The following is a 20,202-nucleotide window of genomic DNA, read 5'->3' on the forward strand; positions in this document are numbered from 1 at the left end:
AACGGCTTATCGTGGTTTACAGGCACAAAAGTAAACTTCACAAAACTTGTCCTGTAATTTTAAAGCACAAACTTTGTCCAGTTTTATAAAACTGGACAAAGTTTTCAAAAACTGCACTTAATGTATCTCAGAAATATTTCAGAATTGACGATCTATATATTTAATTAAACTATATAGAGGATGATGATAATGCGCTTCTATACTCTGCAGGACTTACGCCTACAATCTTTTTAAAGGCGTTATAGAATGCGCTGCGTGAAGCAAATCCTGTTTGTTTAGCCAATGCCTCAATGGTGAAGTTGCGCATGGCCTCGGTGTTGGCCATTTGCAGTTGAATGCTTTTGATTCGTTGTCCGTTTACAAAATCAGCAAAAGTCATTTTATAGACATTGTTGAATATAGCGGAAAGCTTGTGGGTACTGCTCGACAAGGTATTGGCCACTTTTTCCAAACTCAAATCAGTTGTTTTAAAAGCTTCCTTTGTGATAATGTAATCTTCAATTTTGGCGCACCAATCTTCAGTTTCCCTATCTTTTTGTAAAGAAAGCTGATGTTGCTTTTGCACCCGCAGCAAGGTCTGTAATTTCATATCCAACATGGATGCAACCAGGTGCAGGGGCAAGCGTTCGATGTATCCAGGTTTGGTATTTACAAAATAAAGATACCGTTCTTTGGCATTTCCCACCCTAATGATATGCGTACGTTCTTGCGCATCTCTGTAATACTGTTCTACCATTACCCTAAAAAGGTAATTCATGTCAAAGTATTTCGAGAAGAGCTCTTGTAAATCATCATTATGCATGGCAATGAGTTCCGAATCTTCTACCGCAATAATAGCTTCTTGCGATGGCACTACGCCGTGTAAACCAGAAATAGAACTTACAAATTCATTGTCAATGGAAATATAGGTCACAATTTCCTTTCGTTGATGAATGGTTTGTCCCATCATTGCTCCACGTTTGATGAAATACATGTACTGACATCGTTCGCCTTCTTTCAATAAAATTGTATCCTTTTTAACTTTCAGGCTTACTGTTTTTTCATAAAAAGCAGTGGATAGTTCTTTACTGATTGGACAGATGGCACCCAGCATTGCCAAAATATAGGCGACATCTTCTGTAGGAGCTTTTTTGTAACGCATTACGCTAGAGATATCAACAAATATATTCTTTTTCGTAAAGAAGTGGTTAGAGATACCATACAAGATAATGCTGGTAAGCACGCCGCTTTGCCTTTGAGGGAGAAACCGCACGGCGGAGAGGGAGAGGTATTCTCTGGCCGTACATGCTTTACAGCTGTCGCTACGGATGTGTAAGTAGTAACGGCTATGTAAAGAGAAGATTCTTTAAAAACTACAAACGCTGCGATTTAGCACCTGCCATTTTCACGACCGCTGTAAAATAAACCTTGGCGAAGTGGTTATGGCAAAATGGAGCGCAGCGTAATAAAGCCATTTGAACGGAGCAAAGGGCTACACTGGCCAAGAACTACAGGATTTGCTTTTCAAAAAAAAAATTTTGCCCTGTATTGGCGTCCATGCGCCGGACAAGGTACTTTCTAAATTTGCAGAGCACAAAAAAATAGGTAGCTTTGACAAAGGATTGCCAGTAACTTGGCATTATATAATACAAGATTATGATTATTGAACCTAGAATGCGTGGTTTTATTTGTTTAACAGCCCATCCAGATGGTGCTGCACAAAACGTTAAAAACCAAATTGAATATGTAAAATCTAAAGGAGCAATTAACGGCCCTAAACGTGTGTTGGTTATTGGTGCTTCAACAGGCTTTGGTTTAGCCTCTAGAATAACTGCGGCTTATGGCTCAGGTGCTGCTACCATTGGCGTTTATTTTGAAAAGGAACCTAAAGAGGGCAAAACTGCCTCTCCGGGATGGTACAATACCGCTGCGTTTGAAAAACAAGCCATTGCAGATGGGTTATATGCCAAAAGTATTAACGGCGATGCTTTTTCTAACGAAGTAAAACAACAAACCATTGATTTAATCAAGGCGGATTGGGGTCAGGTAGATTTAATTATCTATAGCTTGGCTTCTCCAGTAAGAACCAATCCAAAAACTGGCGTAACGCACCGTTCGACTTTAAAACCTATTGGCGGTACTTTCAGTGACAAAACGGTTGATTTCCATACCGGCATTGTATCGCAAGTGAGCATTGAGCCTGCCAACGAAGAAGAAATTGAAAATACGATTGCGGTAATGGGCGGCGAAGACTGGGAAATGTGGATTGACGACTTGAAAGCAGCTGGAGCTTTGGCCGAGGGTGCTACCACTGTGGCTTATTCATACATTGGTCCAAAAGTAACGGAAGCGGTTTATCGCAAAGGTACTATTGGCCGTGCTAAAGACCATTTGGAAGCAACGGCATTTACCATTAGCGATAAATTGGCCGAACTTAAGGGAAAAGCCTACGTTTCGGTAAACAAAGCCTTGGTTACCCAAGCGAGTTCAGCTATCCCTGTAATTCCGCTATACATTTCTTTCTTGTACAAAACGATGAAAGAGATGGGCATTCATGAAGGTTGTATTGAGCAAATCCAACGTTTATTCAACGAAAGGCTTTACACTGGCGGAGATGTTCCTGTGGACGAAAAAGGCCGTATTAGAATTGATGATTGGGAAATGCGTGACGATGTACAAGCTAAAGTAGCTGAACTTTGGAAGACTGCCGATACGGAGACTTTACCAGCAACTGGCGATTTAGCGGGCTACAAACACGATTTCTTAAACCTTTTTGGTTTTGATGTGGAAGGTGTAGACTACCAAGCTGAAGCCAATGAAATGGTTGAAATACCTGGATTGCAACAAGTACAGGCTTAATTGAATGTGATGATTGGCTGATGGATAATTAGCTAATTCAACGATATAGAACGTCATTTCGACCCCGAACTTTTGGGAGCGAAATGGCGTTTTTTTTTATTATCCAATTATCTCATCAATAAATTAGCTGATTGGTAAATGTGCTGATTGGCTAATGTTATCCGTAGCTTAATCCCAAAGATTACTTAGCGGAAACTTTGGATTTTACCCTATATTTTCAAGACCTCGAAGCGGTCAAATGCCTATAAAAAACTGACTAACGCTAATGCGACTCCGTAGGAGTCGTATGCTTTTGGAAGGTTTGTGCTACAATTATCGAAATCCTTCGGATTTTTGTTCAAGCACTACCGAGCATTCCATATCGTGATCCCTACAACGTATCGTTCCTCACTGAAAGGGCATTTTTTAGTCGACCAACTATCACATTAACAAATCTGCTAATTAGCTAATCAACCAATCATCACATTACTAATTATTTATTCGCCACTTTATAAGTTGGGTCGTCAATATTTACTTCGATGATATTTCCGGCATTCCTTAGCAACAACCTGCTATCTGCACTCAAATGTCTTAGGGTAACTTTCTTATTTAATTTGCGATAGCGTTCCGTAATTTTATGGACGGCATCAATGGCACTCATATCGCTAATCCTACTGTCTTTAAAGTCTATCACCACCATATCGGGATCATGCTGAACATCAAATTTTTCTAAGAAAGCCGCAGTAGAACCAAAGAACAAAGGTCCATAAATCTCGTAGTGCTTCACTCCTTCCTCATCTATATGCTTTTTGGCTCTAATCCGTCGGGCACTTTCCCAAGCAAAAACCAATGCGGATAAAATTACCCCTATTAAAACAGCGAGCGCCAAATTGTGCATCAATACCGTAACCGCAGCCACGACCACCCCAATAAAAATATCCGACTTTGGCATTTTGTTAATCACCCTTAAACTACTCCATTCAAAAGTGGTAATAGCCACCACCATCATTACCCCTACCAAAGCCGCCATGGGCAATTTGCCTATTACTGGCGCACCCACCAAGATAATGAGCAAAATGGTGAGGGCAGCAACAATAGCCGACAGCCTTGCCCTAGCTCCTGCAGTTAAATTGACCAAGGTTTGGGCAATCATGGGGCAGCCGCCCATTCCAAAAAAGAAACCATTTAGGATATTGGCACTGCCCTGCGCTACACATTCCCTATTGCCATTGCCTTTATTGCCTACAATTTCATCTACCAAATTTAAGGTGAGCAAACCTTCGGTTAAACCTACCATGGCCATAATTAAACCAAAGGGAAATACAATTTGCAAAGTTTCGAAATTAAAAGGCACTTGTGGCATATGAAAAGGCGGCAAACCTCCTGCTACCGAAGCAATATCACTCACCGTTTTGGTTTGAACGCCTGCAATTAGCACCACACCAAAAACCGCTAAAATAGCCACTAATGAAGCAGGAACCGTTTTCGTAATTTTAGGCCAGAGCCACACAATCGCAATAGTTAAAGCCACCAAACCCAACATGGTATATAAGGCCGTTCCGCTTAGCCATTCGCCAGTTTCCCGCACTTTAAATTGGTCTAACTGCGACATGAAAATCACGATAGCCAAACCATTCACAAAACCATACATTACCGATTGCGGCACCAACCTCACAAACTTGCCCAGCTTAAAAATACCTACCGTAATTTGAATGACACCTGCTACGATTACGGCAGCAAACACATATTCCAACCCATGCAACTTCATCAAAGCGATGAGTGTAATTACCGTAGCACCGGCTCCGCCCGAAACCAATCCAGGCCTACCTCCTAAAATGGCTGTAACCAAGCCCATGATAAAGGCAGCATACAAACCTGTGAGCGGAGGAAAGCCAGCCAGTATCGCAAACGACAAGGACTCGGGAATCATAGTCATTGCAACAGTTAAGCCGGCCAAAATCTCATTCTTATAATTGATGGGCTGCTTAAAATCAAAAAGAGAAAATGCCTGCTTCATTTTGGAATTTAAACCGCTAAATTACAGCAAAGGTTTTTAACAACGAGATTAAAGAAGAAAATCGACTTTTCAGAGGCCTTTTAAGTATATTTGCTTGAACAGTAAAACCCAAAATTATGTCAAATATCCAACTCATCATAGAAGAAAGACCAAGTGATATTGGTAATTTTTTAGTAGGCAGATTGCTACCTTTTAGAGAGAAGCGATTGGTAGGTCCTTTTTGTTTTATTGACCACATGGGGCCCGCCGCCATGAACGACCATCAGAACATCGACATCCCGCCTCATCCACACATTGGTTTATCGACGTTGACTTATTTGTTTGAAGGCGCCATTATGCACCGCGATGGTTTAGGTACCACGGTAGAGATTAATCCGGGGCAAGTGAACTGGATGACGGCAGGGAAGGGCATTGCCCACTCCGAGCGTACCCCTGAAAGGTTAAGACATAGCGACAAGTTTTTACACGGTCTGCAAATTTGGGTGGCATTGCCCAAGCACCTCGAGCAAATGGACCCTGAGTTTTTTCATGCCGATGGCAAGGATATTCCCACTTGGCAGGATGATGCGGTAGATTTTAAGTTAATTGCTGGTGAGGCTTTTGGCAGAAAATCACCCATACCCGTATATAGCCCACTGTATTTTATAGAAATCAAAAATAAAGCAGCTAAAACCCTAAATATTGGGGAGCATCTTTTTGGCGAAAGCGGTTTATATATTTTAGAAGGCGGTGTAAGCAGTGAAGGCAATACTTTTGGCCCAAAGAACTTCTTGGTAGCCAAAGACAGCAAACTCTGCGAATTTACCTTAGAACCTAATAGCACGGTTTATATTTTCGGCGGCGAGCCTTTTGCCGAAGAGCGTTTTATTTACTGGAATTTTGTAGCCAGCAGCAGAGCACTCATTGAAGAGGCCAAAGAAAAATGGCTAAGGCAAGAATTTGCCCCTGTACCAGGTGAAACTGAATTTGTACCGTTACCTCCCCAAACGAGGAATGTGAAGTAAATTTAGGCAATAACTATCCCGCTCCTTTTCAAAGAGGGGGGATATACATTAAGCTTTAAAACCTACAGCCAGAAACTTTTAACTTATAACTCGCAACAAACTACCCCCAAGTAATTGTTGTATCATTTTCGGTGGGATGGCCCGTGCAAACCAACACCCTGCCTTTGGCTATTTCATCATCAGTAAGCACCTCGTTATAATCCATTCTTACACCGCCCGAAATGCAGGTAGCCACACAAGTACTGCAAACACCCCCGCTACAGCTGTAAGGGATGTTTATCTTGTGTTCCAGGGCTACATCTAAAATCCTTTTGGGCCAAGGCACCTCCAAATGATGGGTTTCTCCCTGAAAAATTAAATGAATGGAATAGGTATTTTTATCGATGACTTTTTCTGTCGTATCATCCTCGTCAATTTCATCTTCGGGCAGCACGAAAGTTTCTCGTTTCACCTGATGTGGCTTAAAGCCAATTCCCAGGATAGAAATGCGGCAAACATCCATATAATCAACCGGGCCACAAGTATAAAATAAAGCATCTTCCTTGGCAAAAGCCAAATGCGCTCTTACTAATTCCTGTGCCAGGAAACCATTTAAGCGTGCTCTTAACAGATTTTTAGCGTTGCTGAACAAGAAAATCAGCTCCAACCGATCAGGATAGATCTGTTGCCAAGCCTTCAAATCATCAATAAACAAAGTTTCCCCAGCAGAACGGCTACTATAAATCAATACAATTTTGGATCGCTTCTCGGCAACTAAGGCTGTTTTTAAGATAGAAAACAAAGGGGTAATCCCCACTCCCGCTGCAAACAGGAATACTGTTCTCGGCAATTCGGCATTTGGTTCATAAAAGAACTGCCCATTGGGTTCAGCAACTTCTACGATATCTCCAGCAGCAATTTGATGATGCAGAAAACGTGAAATTTCGCCATTTTCTACCAGCTTTACCGCAATGGCCAGAGGCTCGTCCACCACAGGCGAGCTGTAAAAAGAATAAGAACGACGCAATTCCTTTCCGTTAAGGGTAAATGATAAAGTGAGGAATTGCCCCGCTTTATAGGCCAAGCCCTCCACAGGTTCAAATACAATACTGATAACCTCATTCACTTCTTGGCGTACCGCAGCAACTTTTAAATGTTGTAGAGACATATGCCAAAAGTAGAAAGTTAAAAGTAAAAAGGCGAAAATGCCATTAAATAAGCCACAGATAAACAGATTATTTATTGGCCTTATAATAGAGTTTGAGTTAAGGGTTAAATACAAACACATATTGGCAGCCTATAAACGAAAAAAGCGGCTTCCTTTATTTCGGAAACCGCTTTTAAAATGCTTATAAAAAAGCTATACCAATTTTTTATTCTACAGTAGTGGCACTTACGTCCTGTACTTGTTTGTATGCGATTAACGCTTTCTGATCTTTGTAACCATTACGGTGCGGATTTTCCAGAATCTCCTTCATCGAGATCAGTTTGTACACGTACGCCCCTGTTTCTCTATTCAGCTTCATCTTGAAGTAATTATCCTGCTTTTGGCGGTTAATCTGTTTACGCATATGGCTATCGCCAACATTGTAAGCAGCTGCTACCAAAGTCCAGCTATCAAAAATCTCGTAAAGTTCTTTGATATATTTTGCTGCAGCAATGGTAGATTTTTTCAGGTTGTAGCGCTCGTCTACACCCTTCCTCACCTTCAATCCATACATACGGGCAGTACTTGGCATAAATTGCCAAAAGCCTGCTGCTCCCTTAGGTGACACCCCTCCCTTTAAGCCAGATTCTACCAAAGGCAGATACTTAAAGTCATTAGGTATACCATAGGCGGCCAAAATTGGCTCTATCACTGGAAACCATTCTGCTGCTTTCTTATGCAAACGATTTGTCTGCAAATTTCCATAAGAAAATGAAGCCAAAGTCCTCTTCATTTTATGAGTTACCTTTGTATCACCAATTGGTAATGTTTCTTCGGCAAACTCTAGTTGAGCTATTGAAAATACCGGCTCATCGGTTTCTTTTATACTATTGGTATAGTTATCTTTCTTAAGATTTTCTACTTTGGTTGGTAGCTTATAAGCAAACACTTTGGCCATGATCAGCAATCCTAAAACTACTGCACATGGGATGAGGTGTTTCTTTAACATCTTCCTCCTTTTTTAGTTAACACTTAATACTTGGTGCGCAAAGGTACAATTTATTTATTTAATTATCAAGCACTTATAAAAACAAGCCTTAAAATCGGCCTTTAAAACATCGTGAAGCTAGTTTTTTAAACACTCCATTTCAGCGAAAATCCGTGTTATTTTCAATTGCTAATCCATACAAATTTGCTAACTTTGCATCCGCATTATTTATGCGGTTAAAATCGTATCATGACAAATAGTAACAAAGGGAAAAGTCGGGATGACAAGTCCAATGCTGGCAAGCGTACCGCAGACCGTAGAGAGCGCACAGAACGCACCCAACGTACCGAGCCAAGGGAACGCAATGAGCGTGACGGCGCAAGAAGAAGTACTGCTGACGAAAGACCAAAGAAGTTTAACGAAACAAACGAGAGACCTCGTTTCGACAGTAACGACAAAAGGGGTTTCAAATCTAAAACTGGCAGACCTGCCAAAAACAATTTCGACAATCAGGATGGTTTCAAAAAATCCTTTGATCACAAAGAAGGCAAAAGAAGCTATGTAAAAAAAGACAGTTACGCCAAAGATGGTGCCTCGGCCAAGTTTGGCGATAGAAAAGACAACCGTTATGGCGATAACCGCCCTTTTAGAAAAAGGGACGACAAAGGTTTCAAAAATAAAAAAGAGGATAAAGGCGAACGTGTTGCCCCTACTTTAAGAAACAGAAAATCAAAAGTTGAAGATGACCTTATCCGCTTGAACCGCTACATCGCCAATGCAGGCATCTGCTCACGCCGTAAAGCCGATGAGCTGATTGAAGCCGGCGTGGTTAGTGTAAACGGCAAAGTGATCAACGAACTTGGCTTTAAGGTAGATCCTTATAAAGACGAGGTAAGATACAATGGTGAGCTGTTAAAGCGTGAGAAGAAAGTATATGTGCTTTTAAACAAGCCTAAAGATTATATCACCACTACAGATGACCCACAGGAACGTAAAACGGTAATGCATTTGGTTGACAAGGCCAGCCGCGAGCGCATATATCCAGTTGGCCGTTTAGACAGAAATACCACTGGACTATTGTTGATGACCAACGATGGGGATTTAGCCGACAGGTTATCTCACCCTAGAAATGGCATCACCAAAATCTATCAGGTAGAATTGAACAGAAATCTTACGCAGGGCGACTTCAACAAAATCCAGTTCGGGTTAGAGCTGGAAGATGGCTTTATCAAGCCAGACAACATTTCTTATGTTGCCGGTGCAAGCAAAAATGAGGTTGGCATCCAAATTCACAGCGGAAAAAACAGGATTGTTCGCCGTATTTTTGAACACCTTGGTTATGAGGTGGTAAAACTTGACCGTGTGGTTTATGGTAACCTGACCAAAAAGGACCTTCCACGCGGAAGATGGAGATATCTGGAAGAACATGAATTGATACAGATCAAGCATCTGATCAAATAAAATGATTTGAAATGCGCAGGGTTAAGCTTTGCGCATTTTTTATTTATTACTATCTTTCTCAAAAAAACCAAAAATCATGCTCAAAAAACTCCTGCTTTTACCCCTATTTTGTTATATCTCGCTGCTTGCCTTAGCCCAAAACCACAAACTTATTGTTGGCACCTATACGTCTAAAGGAGCTAGCGAGGGGATTTATGTGTATGATTTTGATAGTAAAACAGCCGAGTCAAAACAGGTGGGGCTGATCAAAAACATTGCCAACCCTAGCTATGTAGCTTTAGGAAAAAATAAAGATGCCATTTATAGTGTATCGGAGGTTGGGACCAACAGCGCCGCGGCGGCATTTAAGTTTAATCTGCAAACGAATGAAGGTGCGCTGATCAACAAAGAGGCTACTAAAGGCGGCGACCCCTGCTTTATCCTCACCGATGGCAAGCACGTATTTACCGCAAATTATAGTGGGGGCAGCATCAGTGTTTTTGGCATCAGGCCCGATGGTTCGCTTACTCCTGTAAAACAACTTATACAACATACCGGAAGCGGGCCCGATAAGCGACAGGCCAGCGCACATGTTCACCAAACATTATTTTCGCCCGATGGCAAATATCTAATCTCTACTGATTTAGGCGAAGACAAATTATATGTTTACAATTATCAGGCTAATGCCGAAAAACCTTTGACCTTAAAGCATAGTATCAGCACTAATGCGGGCTCTGGTCCACGGCACATCACTTTTAGCCCCAATGGAAAATTTGCTTATCTGGCACATGAGTTTAATGGGAAAATTAGCGTTTTTAGCTATTCAGATGGCAATTTCAAGTTAATAGAGGAAGTAGCTACCGCCGATGATAATTTCAAAGGCAGAATTGACGCCGCAGACATCCACATTTCTGCCGACGGTAAATTTTTATATGAAAGCAACCGTGGCGATGCCAATAACATCAGTGTTTTTGCAGTACAAAAGAATGGCCAATTGAAATATATTGAAACCGTTAGCACCCTGGGCAAAGGTCCTCGCAACTTCAGTATTGACCCAAGTGGCAACTACCTTTTGGTAGGGCATCAATACTCCAACGATATTGTCATCTTTCAAAGAAATACCAAAACCGGAAAATTAACTGATTCTAAAAAGCGTATCGCAGTGGGTTCACCGGTGTGTTTAATTTTTGGTAAATAGCTTACTTTTAGTACTTTTGGGAATTATCTAAATTAACTTTAATGAGGAAATCTCCTGTCTTATTTATTTTCTCCCAAATTTATTGTGCTGTTTTGCCCAAAAAACGATCTATAAAGCATTTTCTGCAAATCAGGATCCTGCCCTGTCCTACCATATCTAGTGGAACGTTATGGGACCAAGCACTTATTCGTAAACAAGCATTTAGATGGAAAAATAGTGATTTCCGGTAAACCTCAGCTTATTACAAAACAACTTAGCAAAATTCATTAACAATATGAAAATACGACTACTCCCCTTTTTATTTACCATCCTTGCCTTACTATCTTGTGAAACGCCTACAGATTACCTGGAGCCTGGAAAAGACAAGAAAGAAGGCGCCGCCATTACCAACTTAGAAGGCACCAAATGGAAAGTAACCTCCATGATTGTTGGCCAAGAAGTAAGTGGTGTAAAAAATGAAGCCGATCTTTTTTTAATTGCAGAAAACTGTAGCAAGGACGACCTGGTGCACTTTAACGCCGGTGGTAATTTTATTTACGATGAGGGCCCTACCAAATGCGACCCTGATGCACCTCAACAAGAAAGTGGAACTTGGTCTCTTTCGGCAGACAAGAAAAAACTTACCTTGACCTCCAACATCATCAATAATACGGATTCCCCTATTGTTTACGAAGCTGCGATTGTAAATAAGAACCTGACCTTAACTGCCCGGGAAACGATCAGCATGCCAAACCCGGCTGGAGGCGAAATCAAGATGACCATTTATACCATTATGGGCTTTACGCCACTTTAATAATCATCCTAAAAAAGGGGAATATGCCTCCCTTTTTTAGGATAACATCTAATTGATTAAGATTTACGTTGACCTGCAATTACTTCTTCATAAAAAGCAACGTATTGAGGCAATATTTTCCTTAAATCGAAGTCTTTAGCGCGAATGAGCGCATTTTCCTTAAAATAATCCAGCGTTTTTTGGTTGCTCAAAATAGTTACGGCCTTGTTTGCCATATCTTCCACATCGCCTACGTCACACATGTAGCCACAAAAATCGTCAACATTAAGTTCAGGTAAGCCACCTGCGTTGGACGAAATTACGGGCACCTTGCAGGCCATCGCTTCGAGCGCAGCGAGCCCAAAACTTTCATTTTCCGAAGGGATAATGAACAAATCCGATACGGATAAGATTTCTTCTACGGCATCCTGCTTACCCAAAAACCTTACGCTATCGCAAATATTCAATTCCCTACACAACTGCTCATTAGCCGAGCGTTCTGGGCCGTCACCTACCATCAAGAGCTTAGCCGGAATTTTCTCCAGCACTTTATGGAACATGAGGATCACATCTTCGGTGCGTTTAACTTTCCTGAAGTTAGAGGTATGGATTAAGATGCGTTCATTGTTAGGCGCAATTGCTTTCTTAAAATGATCTTTGGGCTGTAAGCTAAAGCGGTTAAAATCAATAAAATTAGGAATAACCTTGATGTCTTTCGAGATCTCAAAATGCCGGTAGGTATCCTCCCTTAAATCTTCCGAAACTGTAGTAACCCCATCGCTCTGGTTAATGGAAAAAGTTACCACAGGCTTGTAGGTGGCATCCTTGCCTACCAAAGTGATATCTGTGCCGTGCAAAGTAGTTACTACAGGAATATTTATTCCGTATGTAGCCAAAATTTGTTTAGCCATAAAAGCAGCAGAAGCATGCGGAATGGCATAATGCACGTGGAGGATATCCAATTGCTCAAAACGCACCACATCTACCAGCTTGCTTGCCAAAGCCGATTCATAGGGAGCGTAATCAAACAAGGGGTAGTCCCTTACGGAAACCTCGTGGTAAAATAAATTGGCTGAAAAAAAATCGAGCCTTGCCGGCTGGCTATATGTGATAAAGTGTACCTGATGCCCTTGATTAGCCAAGGCTTTGCCCAGCTCGGTAGCTACCACTCCGCTACCTCCAAAGGTAGGGTAACAAACTATTCCTATTTTCATCTGTTGGTTGTAACGCAATCTCTATGTTCAAGATTTACAAAGGCAAATGTAGCTGATATCCTGTTTAAAGATTGTTATTTTTGGGTAATAAAATGATTAGGAAAAGACGCTTTTTGTTTAATCGGCCCGCATTTCATTTTGCAGTACCAGATACATTTCATTAGGCCTTTGGGTTCCGATGTAATACTCCAAACCATCTCTATCGGTAAGTACAATTGCATCTTTGCCTGATGAAAAGAAACGCACCGTACCATTTTTATGAAGATTGTACACCGGATTATTGAAAAAGAACCGGCTATAGGTAGCTTTACGGATGTTCACAATTTTATGAAGATCTATCTCCACCTTTTTGGCAGTCCATAAACCATCTATCAGTACTTTCTTATTTTCGATAACGGTTTTGTACTGCACCATGAACAGCAGAATGATAGATACACCAATGATACCAAAGCCTACCACAAGGAACAGGTCAACGGTATTGTCCCTGTCTCTTTCGTAAACGTACACTGCAAAACAAAATGCCGCCATGATTAAACGTATAGAAATACGGATATAATCCCGACCGATGTACTGTTTTTCAATAAAAGTGTATCTTCCGTCCATTAATCAGTTTGATAATTCGAATATAGCAACTTTTTTCGTTGTTGCACGCACTTTATATCTTTCATCTTGCCGCAAACCAGCCACCCATATCATTTCTCCGTTTCCATTAATCAACAACGGTACTTTTTTCTTTTGTGGCAGTGGTATTTTTTCATCCACCAAAAAATCACTAAGTTTCTTCAATGTTTTCATCCCCAAGGGCATAAATTTATCTCCATCTTGCCTGTAACGCACAATTAGGGGAAATATCAACAAACTGGCATCTACATGGGCAAAGTTTTTTTCAGTTCCAAAAGCACTGTCTTCGGCAAATCCCAGTTTAATTTTCTGCCCAAAATCCAAATCCAAATTTCCTTGGCCATGTAGGTAAAAAACCTGGCCGGAGGTATTCAATAAAGGTGTAATCAGCAAACGTTCCCTATCAATAATAAGCTGATGGGTATGACTATAAAACGAGGTCCCGCTTTGCTTGCTTAGCGAAAGCAGAATTTCATCAACCACTACTGCACTGAAATTAAAGGGTCTTAACAGTTCGAAGCAAAGCAATTTTTGCGGTTTTAAAGCCCTCACTCCTTTAATGGGCAAAGAAAATGCATTTCCTTCTGCTTTGAGCAATTGTTTACGGGTCTGCAAAACCATTTGTTGTAACAGCTCTTCTGTTTCGGCAAAACGGGCAATGTTTTCTGCAAAGGTTTGCTCCAGTTTAGGGTTGATTTCCCGCAGGTGCGGAATGACCTCCAAACGAAGCTTGTTCCGAGCATACTTGCTGCTCAGGTTCGAACTATCTTCCACATAGGGCACCCCATTTTCCTCAACCAACTGATCTATTTCCTGTCTCGACAAAAAAAGCAGCGGCCTGATCAGGTACCCTCGTTTCGGCAAAATCCCATGCATTCCACGAATACCCGTACCCCTAACCAAATTCAGCAACACGGTCTCAATGGCATCATTCTGATGGTGGGCTACGGCCACACACGCATAATCATGTGCTTTTCTTACGTTTTCGAACCAATCATACCTCAGCTGCCTAGCGGCCATTTGTGTAGAAATTTTATGCTTTTCCGCAAAACCTTTCGTATCAAATCGGATCAGGTGAAAAGGCACCTGCATTTCTTCGGCCAATAGTTTCACAAACAGCTCATCTCGCTGTGCCTCCTCTGGGCGCAAATTAAAATTACAATGCGCAATACTAAAATTAAAACCTGCCTGTTTAAATAGCTGTGCCATCAATACAGAATCCTTGCCCCCGCTTACCGCAAGCAGTACATGGTGCGAAGCTTCAAAAAGCTGCTGCTGTAAAACGTGGTCTATAAATTGCTGTACTGGTAACATTGCTCAAAAATATCTATAAATTCATGAAGCACATAAGCATAGCTGAAAAATAAAACCTTAAATTTGTATCGTGCAAAAGTTTCGCCTTTTATTATTGTTGATGGTTAGCCCATTATTATTGTTTGCTCAGGCCCGTACGCAAATTAAACTGGAAACGGCAGAAAACTGGACCGGCATTAAGCAAACAGCAGCTGTACACTTAAGAAAACCGGTTTTTAACCACGATGGCGCCATATTGAAATGCGATAGTGCCGTACTATATCAAAATCGCAATTTTTTTGAAGCCTTTGGCAATGTGCACATTAACCAGGGCGATACCCTGAACATCTATTCAGATTTCTTGAATTATGACGGAAATGCCAAAAAAGCACATTTGGATAAAAATGTTAAATTAATCGATAGAGAAAACACCCTCACTTCCAATGTACTGGACTACGATATGGTGGCCAAAATTGGCAAGTACACTACCGGTGGAAAGCTGGTAAACAAAGATGCTACCATTACCAGTAAAGAAGGTTTCTATTTCTCCAACTACCGGGACGCCTATTTCAAAAACGACGTGCTGGTGGTAACTTCGGAAAAAACCATCATTACCTCCGACAATTTAAGGTACAACACGGGCTCCAATTGGACGTTTTTTTATGGCCCAACCAATATCAAAAACAAGGAAGACAAGCTTTACACAGAAAACGGAAGATACAATACCAAGAGTGAAAATGCCTATTTCGGGAAGAAAAACCTATATACCAATGGCAGTCGCTCATTAAAAGGCGATAGTTTGCACTATAACGGCAAGCAAGGCTATGGCAGGGCGGTTAAAAACATCATTTTCAAAGACACCAAAGACCAAACCATTATGTATGGGCAGTTGGGCGAATATTACCGTACCGAAGAACGCGTGGTAGTCACCCAAAAAGCCTACGTTGGCATAGGCACTAAAGACAGCGTAACTGTTAACACCAAAAAAACGCCAGACACTTTGTGGTTAGCCGCCGATACCTTGGAAAGCCAACGCTCCTTGGTTAAATCGCTTAAATTGCTGACTAGACCAGTTGTTAAAAAAGACCATGAAATTGGTGCTGAGGACGAAAAAGAGAAGGCAGAAAAAGACAAGGAAAAAGCCGAAGCCAGAAAGTTATTATTGCAACAGGCAGACGACCTAAAGAAGAACAGCACTACAGGAAATGATAAAAAACTAAGCAGAAAAGAGCGAAAGAAGCTGGAAGAGGAAGCCAAAAAGCAACTGGAAAAAGGCTCTCCCCCCATTGACAGCCTGTTGATGATCAAAAACAAGTTGAAGCGGGATAGTGTAATTGCAGACAGTATTGCCAAGCTCAAGAAAATTATACCAGAGGTGAAATCAGACTCGGTGAAAAGCGCCTTGCAGAAACCAGCTACCACAAAAACCAAGGTCGCAGCAAAAACAAACCCCACCGGAAACCTAAAAGCTGATGCGAACCAAGTGGTTAAACCATTGTTACCCGATAGCGCCGTTAACCCCGCAGACACCATAAGGGCCCGAATCATTAAAGCATATCATAACGTTAGGGTGTACAAATCTAACATGCAGGCCAAGGCCGATTCTTTGTTTTATACTGCGGCCGATTCTTCCTTACGTTGGTATAAAAATCCAATTTTATGGTCAGATGGCAGCCAACAAACGGGCGATACCATTCATGTTTTCTTTAAAAACAACAAAATTCATACCTTTCAAGTGCTACAGAATGGCTTTATTGTCAATATAGAAGGCGACTCGACCAAGTTCAACCAAGTGAAGGGAAAAATCATTACTGGTTTTTTTACAGATGGCGAAATCCGGAATATGTATGTAGACGGAAATGCCGAAAGTATTTATTACACCAAAGACAACAAGGGCAACTACGATAATGTAAACCAAACGGTGAGCAGCAGGCTGCGTTTTAAATTCCTCAACAAAGCGCTTACCCACATTGTAACCGTTAGGGAAGTTGAAGGAGCCGTTGACCCTATAGACAAATTGGAAAAAGACCCGCTGCTTACGGGGTTTATATGGAAGCCGGAACTTAGGCCTACAAGCAAAGCAGATATTATTAGGGGCGTATCGGTTCCTAAACCTAAAGCAGCAAGCAAGCCTGCTAAAAAAGCTCCTACTAACAATAAAGGGAAAACACCCACCAACAGCGTGGCCAAAACGCCTGTAAATCCTGTAGAAAAAGAGGTTACTAAACCAATAGCACCAGCGCAGGATACCCAAAAATCTTTTCCCAAAACTACCGATTCCTTAAAAACAGATAGTTTGAAAAAGCGGAACTAAAAAAAGGCGACCGAATGGCCGCCTTTTTTATGGCATCAAAATATCGTTACATTTTTTTCAAGCCAATTTCCGCCAGGCGTTCGTCCAAATATTCGCCGGCAGTCATATCGCTATATAATTTCGGATGTTCAGCATCGATACAGCTTTCTAAACTGGTTAAATCCATATTGCTACGCGGATGCAAGAAAAACGGCACTGAAAAACGGGAAGTTTTCATCAGCTCACGCGGGGGGTTCACTACCCGATGCGTGGTTGAACGCAATTTATTGTTGGTTAAGCGTTGCAACATATCGCCCACATTTACTACAATATCGGTATGGTGTGCTTTAATTGGCAGCCACTCGTTGCTGCGAGTCAATACTTCCAAACCATCAGCGCTGGCGCCAATAAGTAAAGTAATGAGGTTGATATCCTCATGTGCACCAGCACGCACGGCATCAGCAGGAATTGAATCAGGATTTTCGATTGGGAAATAATGGATTCCTCTCAAAATAGAATTTCCATTGTGTACATGTTTGTCAAAATAATCGATAGGCAAACCTAAATAAGTAGCAATGGCACGCAACAAATGCTTTCCGTTCTCCTCAAGTTTTTGGTAAATCTCCCTGGTAACAGTATTAAATTCGGCAATTTCATCAACTATCTCATTATTTGGATATTCGTTTTTAATGGGATCACCATCCGTTACAGTTTGGCCAATCTGCCAAAACTCCTTCAAATCGGCTGTTTTTGCGCCCTTTGCCGTTTCCTTACCTGCACTGGTGTAACCACGTTGCCCTGCCAATTCTGGCTTTTCATATTTACGTTTTACCTCTATCGGCAATGCAAATAATTCTTTGATGTTTTTATAGAGTTTATCTATAAGCTCTTGGCTTACCCCATGATTGGTGATTGTCACAAAGCCCGAATCGTTAAAGGCTTTACCAAGTTCATCAGAAAATTTTTTGCGCTGTTCCTCTGTTCCGTTAATGTAAGTGTTTAAATCTAAACACGGGATGTAAGGTGTTGACATATCGTTGTTTTTAATGTTCAAGTTAAATTTAGAAAAGATATGTTAACAAACCTTATTTATTTAAATTTTATCAGCATAAAAAACTAAAAACAAGACAATTAAGTTATTAACATGCCTTTCAGGGCAGTAAAAAATGTTAACAAGTTACATTCTAAGCCGCTTGTCATTTTTAGGGCGTCAGGAAACTTTTGCACCAGCTTTTACGTATAATTACATATTAAGAAATTTCAAAAAATGAAAAGTATAACGATGACGTCCTTAATTTTGTTCTCGATATTAGGTGCCGATGCACAAAAACCAAAACTGGAGAAAGCAACCTTTGGCATGGGCTGTTTTTGGTGTACTGAAGCTGTTTTCCAACGATTAGATGGCGTGTACAACGTAAAGTCGGGCTACGAAGGGGGCAACATCCCCAACCCCACTTATGATGAGGTTTGCAGCGGCACTACCAATCATGCAGAAGTGATTGAATTTGAATATGACCCTAAAAAGATTTCCTTTGACGAACTGCTGGAGGTATTTTGGAAACTCCACGATCCCACTACCTTAAATAGACAGGGTGCCGATGTGGGCACGCAATATCGCTCGGTGATTTTTTACCACAATGAGCAGCAAAAAGCAACTGCCGAAAAGTACAAAGCTTTGTTAAACAAGGAAAATGCCTTTGGCAAACCTGTGGTAACCACCTTGGAAAAGGCCCAAACCTTTTATGTGGCAGAAAACTACCATCAGGATTACTTTTTAAGGAATGGCGAGCAACCTTATTGCAGAGTGGTGATTTTGCCAAAGATGGATAAATTAGAGAAATTATTTAAATCGAGGTTAAAGCACTAATACAAAATGTTTACGGTAGCAGCTATTGAACAGGCTCATGATCAAGTAAAATCCGGCGCTGATTTTCCAAAGTACATCCAACAGATTAAGGGCATGGGCGTTTTAAGTTTCGAAACCTGGGTGAAAGATAGCCATACAGATTACTACGGTACAAATGGCTTTCAAACTTCTTCAACACCTCAATATGAAAGTCTTTTTATCTCAGCAACCACTGATAAAGACAAATTTACTACACAGTTGAAAATCCACCAGCAAGGCGGCACCGACTATTATACGTTTTGTAAAGATTGTGCCGAAACAGGTATCGAAAAATGGATCGTAGATTTAGAAAAAATGACCTGCGCTTATTTTGATCGAGCAGGAAAGGAAATTTTAGTGGAACAAATTCCTGGCTAGGATATCTTTGCTACACCAAGCCCATCTCAGTCTAATAGAGATGGACTTGGTGTGGCAAACGCAGTGCAACAATCTTAAAATCCAATTTTAAGGCCAACATTCATTCCCAAACCGCCGATATTAATATAAGACCTCAAATCATCTCCCCTTTTGTTAGGATCGTAATTGGCATTCCCCGGAGTATTGGAGCTTTGATCAATCTTTTTGTGATAATCGGTATAACGTTGTGCAGTAGGCAAATCATTAATGGTAATAGGCACCTTTGTTCCCAATAAGGTGGTTCCCGTTCCATCAAATTTGCGCACTTCTTTCTCCTTGCTGCTCACAGATACGTTACGGTACTCTACCTCGCTGAAGAAACTGATATTTTTACCAATAGGCACACTAAAGCCTGCAGCACCTAAAAAACCAATGGTTGGCCTTGGTTCAATACGCTCTTCCCTAGTTAGTTCAACTGCCCTTAAAGCTGGGTTAATCTCGCTAGCAATGGTGCCAGTTTGGTCGTTAAGGGTTGTTTTAATATCCAAATAACCATATACGGGCAGCACAGCGCCAATTTTCAAATAGGGCCTAAAGTTTTTACTGGTAGGCACGTGAAAAACCAAGGATGGCGTTAAATCCAGCGCCTTCACTTGTCCGCTAGAGTGAATAGACAACAGCACGCTACCGTTATTGGCATTATATCCAGTTTGGCGCGCCATGGTATTTTTTTCACTCTGGAAATAATTAACCCCCATTTCAAACGCAACTACGGGACTAAACCTAAAACCACCTGTCAAACCAGCCCGCCAGCCTTGTCCAAAAGAGCCCGTAATGGCTTCTTCCGAAATTAAGGTTTGCGCCCCAGTTAAAGGATTGATATTGAACACCCTGTCTCTGGGTTGCAGTTCACCCACATTGGGAAATTCTACAGGAGTAACTTTGACAAAATAACTCCCAGTAGGTTTGATATAGAAACCCCTGCCCTCTTGTGCCAGTACGGCGGTGGTAACTGACACCATCAACACCACCAACAATACTAATTTTTTCATAACCGTTCATTTTAAATAAAAGCCTCGTCATTTACATACAGGCATCAAAAAACTATGCTTGCATAACAAACAACCCTTATTTCGAGCAAATTGTTTTTATCATGTGAGATTTACTTCTATCATTT

The 20,202-nt window shown here is 41.2% G+C and carries 17 protein-coding genes; 8 read left to right on the plus strand and 9 right to left on the minus strand.

Annotated features, from left to right (window positions below; all coding sequences use genetic code 11):
* Positions 1–169 precede the first annotated feature (169 nt).
* Positions 170–1,141, minus strand: coding sequence for a helix-turn-helix domain-containing protein (locus DUT71_RS08495; RefSeq protein ID WP_113662092.1), 972 nt, complete (start codon positions 1,139–1,141; stop codon positions 170–172).
* A gap of 494 nt (positions 1,142–1,635) precedes the next feature.
* Between DUT71_RS08495 and fabV the strand changes: the two genes are divergently transcribed.
* Positions 1,636–2,838 (plus strand): enoyl-ACP reductase FabV, encoded by a 1,203-nt coding sequence (gene fabV, locus DUT71_RS08505; RefSeq protein WP_113662094.1) that lies wholly within the window; start codon positions 1,636–1,638, stop codon positions 2,836–2,838.
* A 472-nt stretch (positions 2,839–3,310) separates the two neighbouring features.
* Here fabV and DUT71_RS08510 read toward each other — a convergent pair whose 3' ends face one another.
* Positions 3,311–4,834 (minus strand): SulP family inorganic anion transporter, encoded by a 1,524-nt coding sequence (locus DUT71_RS08510; protein WP_113662095.1) that lies wholly within the window; start codon positions 4,832–4,834, stop codon positions 3,311–3,313.
* Positions 4,835–4,950: 116 nt separating this feature from the next.
* On the opposite strand from DUT71_RS08510, the gene DUT71_RS08515 reads away from it, so the two are divergent.
* Complete coding sequence (locus DUT71_RS08515; protein ID WP_113662096.1) at positions 4,951–5,838, plus strand: pirin family protein; 888 nt, start codon at positions 4,951–4,953, stop codon at positions 5,836–5,838.
* 100 nt (positions 5,839–5,938) lie between these two features.
* Here DUT71_RS08515 and DUT71_RS08520 read toward each other — a convergent pair whose 3' ends face one another.
* Together DUT71_RS08520 and DUT71_RS08525 are read right to left on the minus strand one after the other, a co-directional pair.
* Positions 5,939–6,985, minus strand: coding sequence for a ferredoxin--NADP reductase (locus DUT71_RS08520; RefSeq protein ID WP_113662097.1), 1,047 nt, complete (start codon positions 6,983–6,985; stop codon positions 5,939–5,941).
* A 205-nt stretch (positions 6,986–7,190) separates the two neighbouring features.
* A complete protein-coding gene (locus DUT71_RS08525) occupies positions 7,191–7,973 on the minus strand; it encodes a lytic transglycosylase domain-containing protein (RefSeq protein WP_113662098.1) in 783 nt (260 codons plus the stop codon).
* A 228-nt stretch (positions 7,974–8,201) separates the two neighbouring features.
* Between DUT71_RS08525 and DUT71_RS08530 the strand changes: the two genes are divergently transcribed.
* The 3 genes from DUT71_RS08530 (at position 8,202) to DUT71_RS08540 (ending at position 11,383) form a co-directional block, all read left to right on the plus strand.
* Positions 8,202–9,413, plus strand: coding sequence for a pseudouridine synthase (locus DUT71_RS08530; RefSeq protein WP_113662099.1), 1,212 nt, complete (start codon positions 8,202–8,204; stop codon positions 9,411–9,413).
* 76 nt (positions 9,414–9,489) lie between these two features.
* Complete coding sequence (locus DUT71_RS08535) at positions 9,490–10,590, plus strand: lactonase family protein (protein ID WP_113662100.1); 1,101 nt, start codon at positions 9,490–9,492, stop codon at positions 10,588–10,590.
* Positions 10,591–10,864: 274 nt separating this feature from the next.
* Complete coding sequence (locus tag DUT71_RS08540; RefSeq protein ID WP_113662101.1) at positions 10,865–11,383, plus strand: DUF5004 domain-containing protein; 519 nt, start codon at positions 10,865–10,867, stop codon at positions 11,381–11,383.
* Between the two features lie 56 nt (positions 11,384–11,439).
* Here the strand turns inward: DUT71_RS08540 and bshA are convergent, their stop codons facing one another.
* The 3 genes from bshA to tilS form a co-directional block, all read right to left on the minus strand.
* On the minus strand, positions 11,440–12,576 hold the full coding sequence (gene bshA, locus DUT71_RS08545) for an N-acetyl-alpha-D-glucosaminyl L-malate synthase BshA (RefSeq protein ID WP_113662147.1): 1,137 nt from the start codon (positions 12,574–12,576) through the stop codon (positions 11,440–11,442).
* A gap of 117 nt (positions 12,577–12,693) precedes the next feature.
* Positions 12,694–13,179, minus strand: coding sequence for a hypothetical protein (locus DUT71_RS08550; protein ID WP_113662102.1), 486 nt, complete (start codon positions 13,177–13,179; stop codon positions 12,694–12,696).
* Between the two features lie 3 nt (positions 13,180–13,182).
* Complete coding sequence (gene tilS / locus DUT71_RS08555) at positions 13,183–14,511, minus strand: tRNA lysidine(34) synthetase TilS (RefSeq protein ID WP_113662103.1); 1,329 nt, start codon at positions 14,509–14,511, stop codon at positions 13,183–13,185.
* Positions 14,512–14,581: 70 nt separating this feature from the next.
* On the opposite strand from tilS, the gene DUT71_RS08560 reads away from it, so the two are divergent.
* On the plus strand, positions 14,582–16,804 hold the full coding sequence (locus DUT71_RS08560) for an OstA-like protein (RefSeq protein WP_240186883.1): 2,223 nt from the start codon (positions 14,582–14,584) through the stop codon (positions 16,802–16,804).
* Between the two features lie 46 nt (positions 16,805–16,850).
* Here DUT71_RS08560 and DUT71_RS08565 read toward each other — a convergent pair whose 3' ends face one another.
* Entirely contained in the window at positions 16,851–17,816 is a 966-nt protein-coding gene (locus DUT71_RS08565; protein ID WP_113662105.1) for an isopenicillin N synthase family dioxygenase, read from the minus strand.
* Between the two features lie 234 nt (positions 17,817–18,050).
* Between DUT71_RS08565 and msrA the strand changes: the two genes are divergently transcribed.
* Positions 18,051–18,650: a peptide-methionine (S)-S-oxide reductase MsrA gene (gene msrA, locus DUT71_RS08570; protein WP_113662106.1), complete on the plus strand. Its 600-nt coding sequence runs from the start codon at positions 18,051–18,053 to the stop codon at positions 18,648–18,650.
* A gap of 6 nt (positions 18,651–18,656) precedes the next feature.
* Positions 18,657–19,046: a DUF1398 domain-containing protein gene (locus DUT71_RS08575; protein WP_113662107.1), complete on the plus strand. Its 390-nt coding sequence runs from the start codon at positions 18,657–18,659 to the stop codon at positions 19,044–19,046.
* Between the two features lie 74 nt (positions 19,047–19,120).
* On the opposite strand, the gene DUT71_RS08580 is transcribed toward DUT71_RS08575, so the two are convergent.
* Positions 19,121–20,077 (minus strand): outer membrane beta-barrel protein, encoded by a 957-nt coding sequence (locus DUT71_RS08580; protein WP_113662108.1) that lies wholly within the window; start codon positions 20,075–20,077, stop codon positions 19,121–19,123.
* Positions 20,078–20,202 lie beyond the last annotated feature (125 nt).

Source organism: Pedobacter nanyangensis, from assembly GCF_003313505.1.
In the GTDB taxonomy this organism is placed as follows: domain Bacteria; phylum Bacteroidota; class Bacteroidia; order Sphingobacteriales; family Sphingobacteriaceae; genus Pedobacter; species Pedobacter nanyangensis.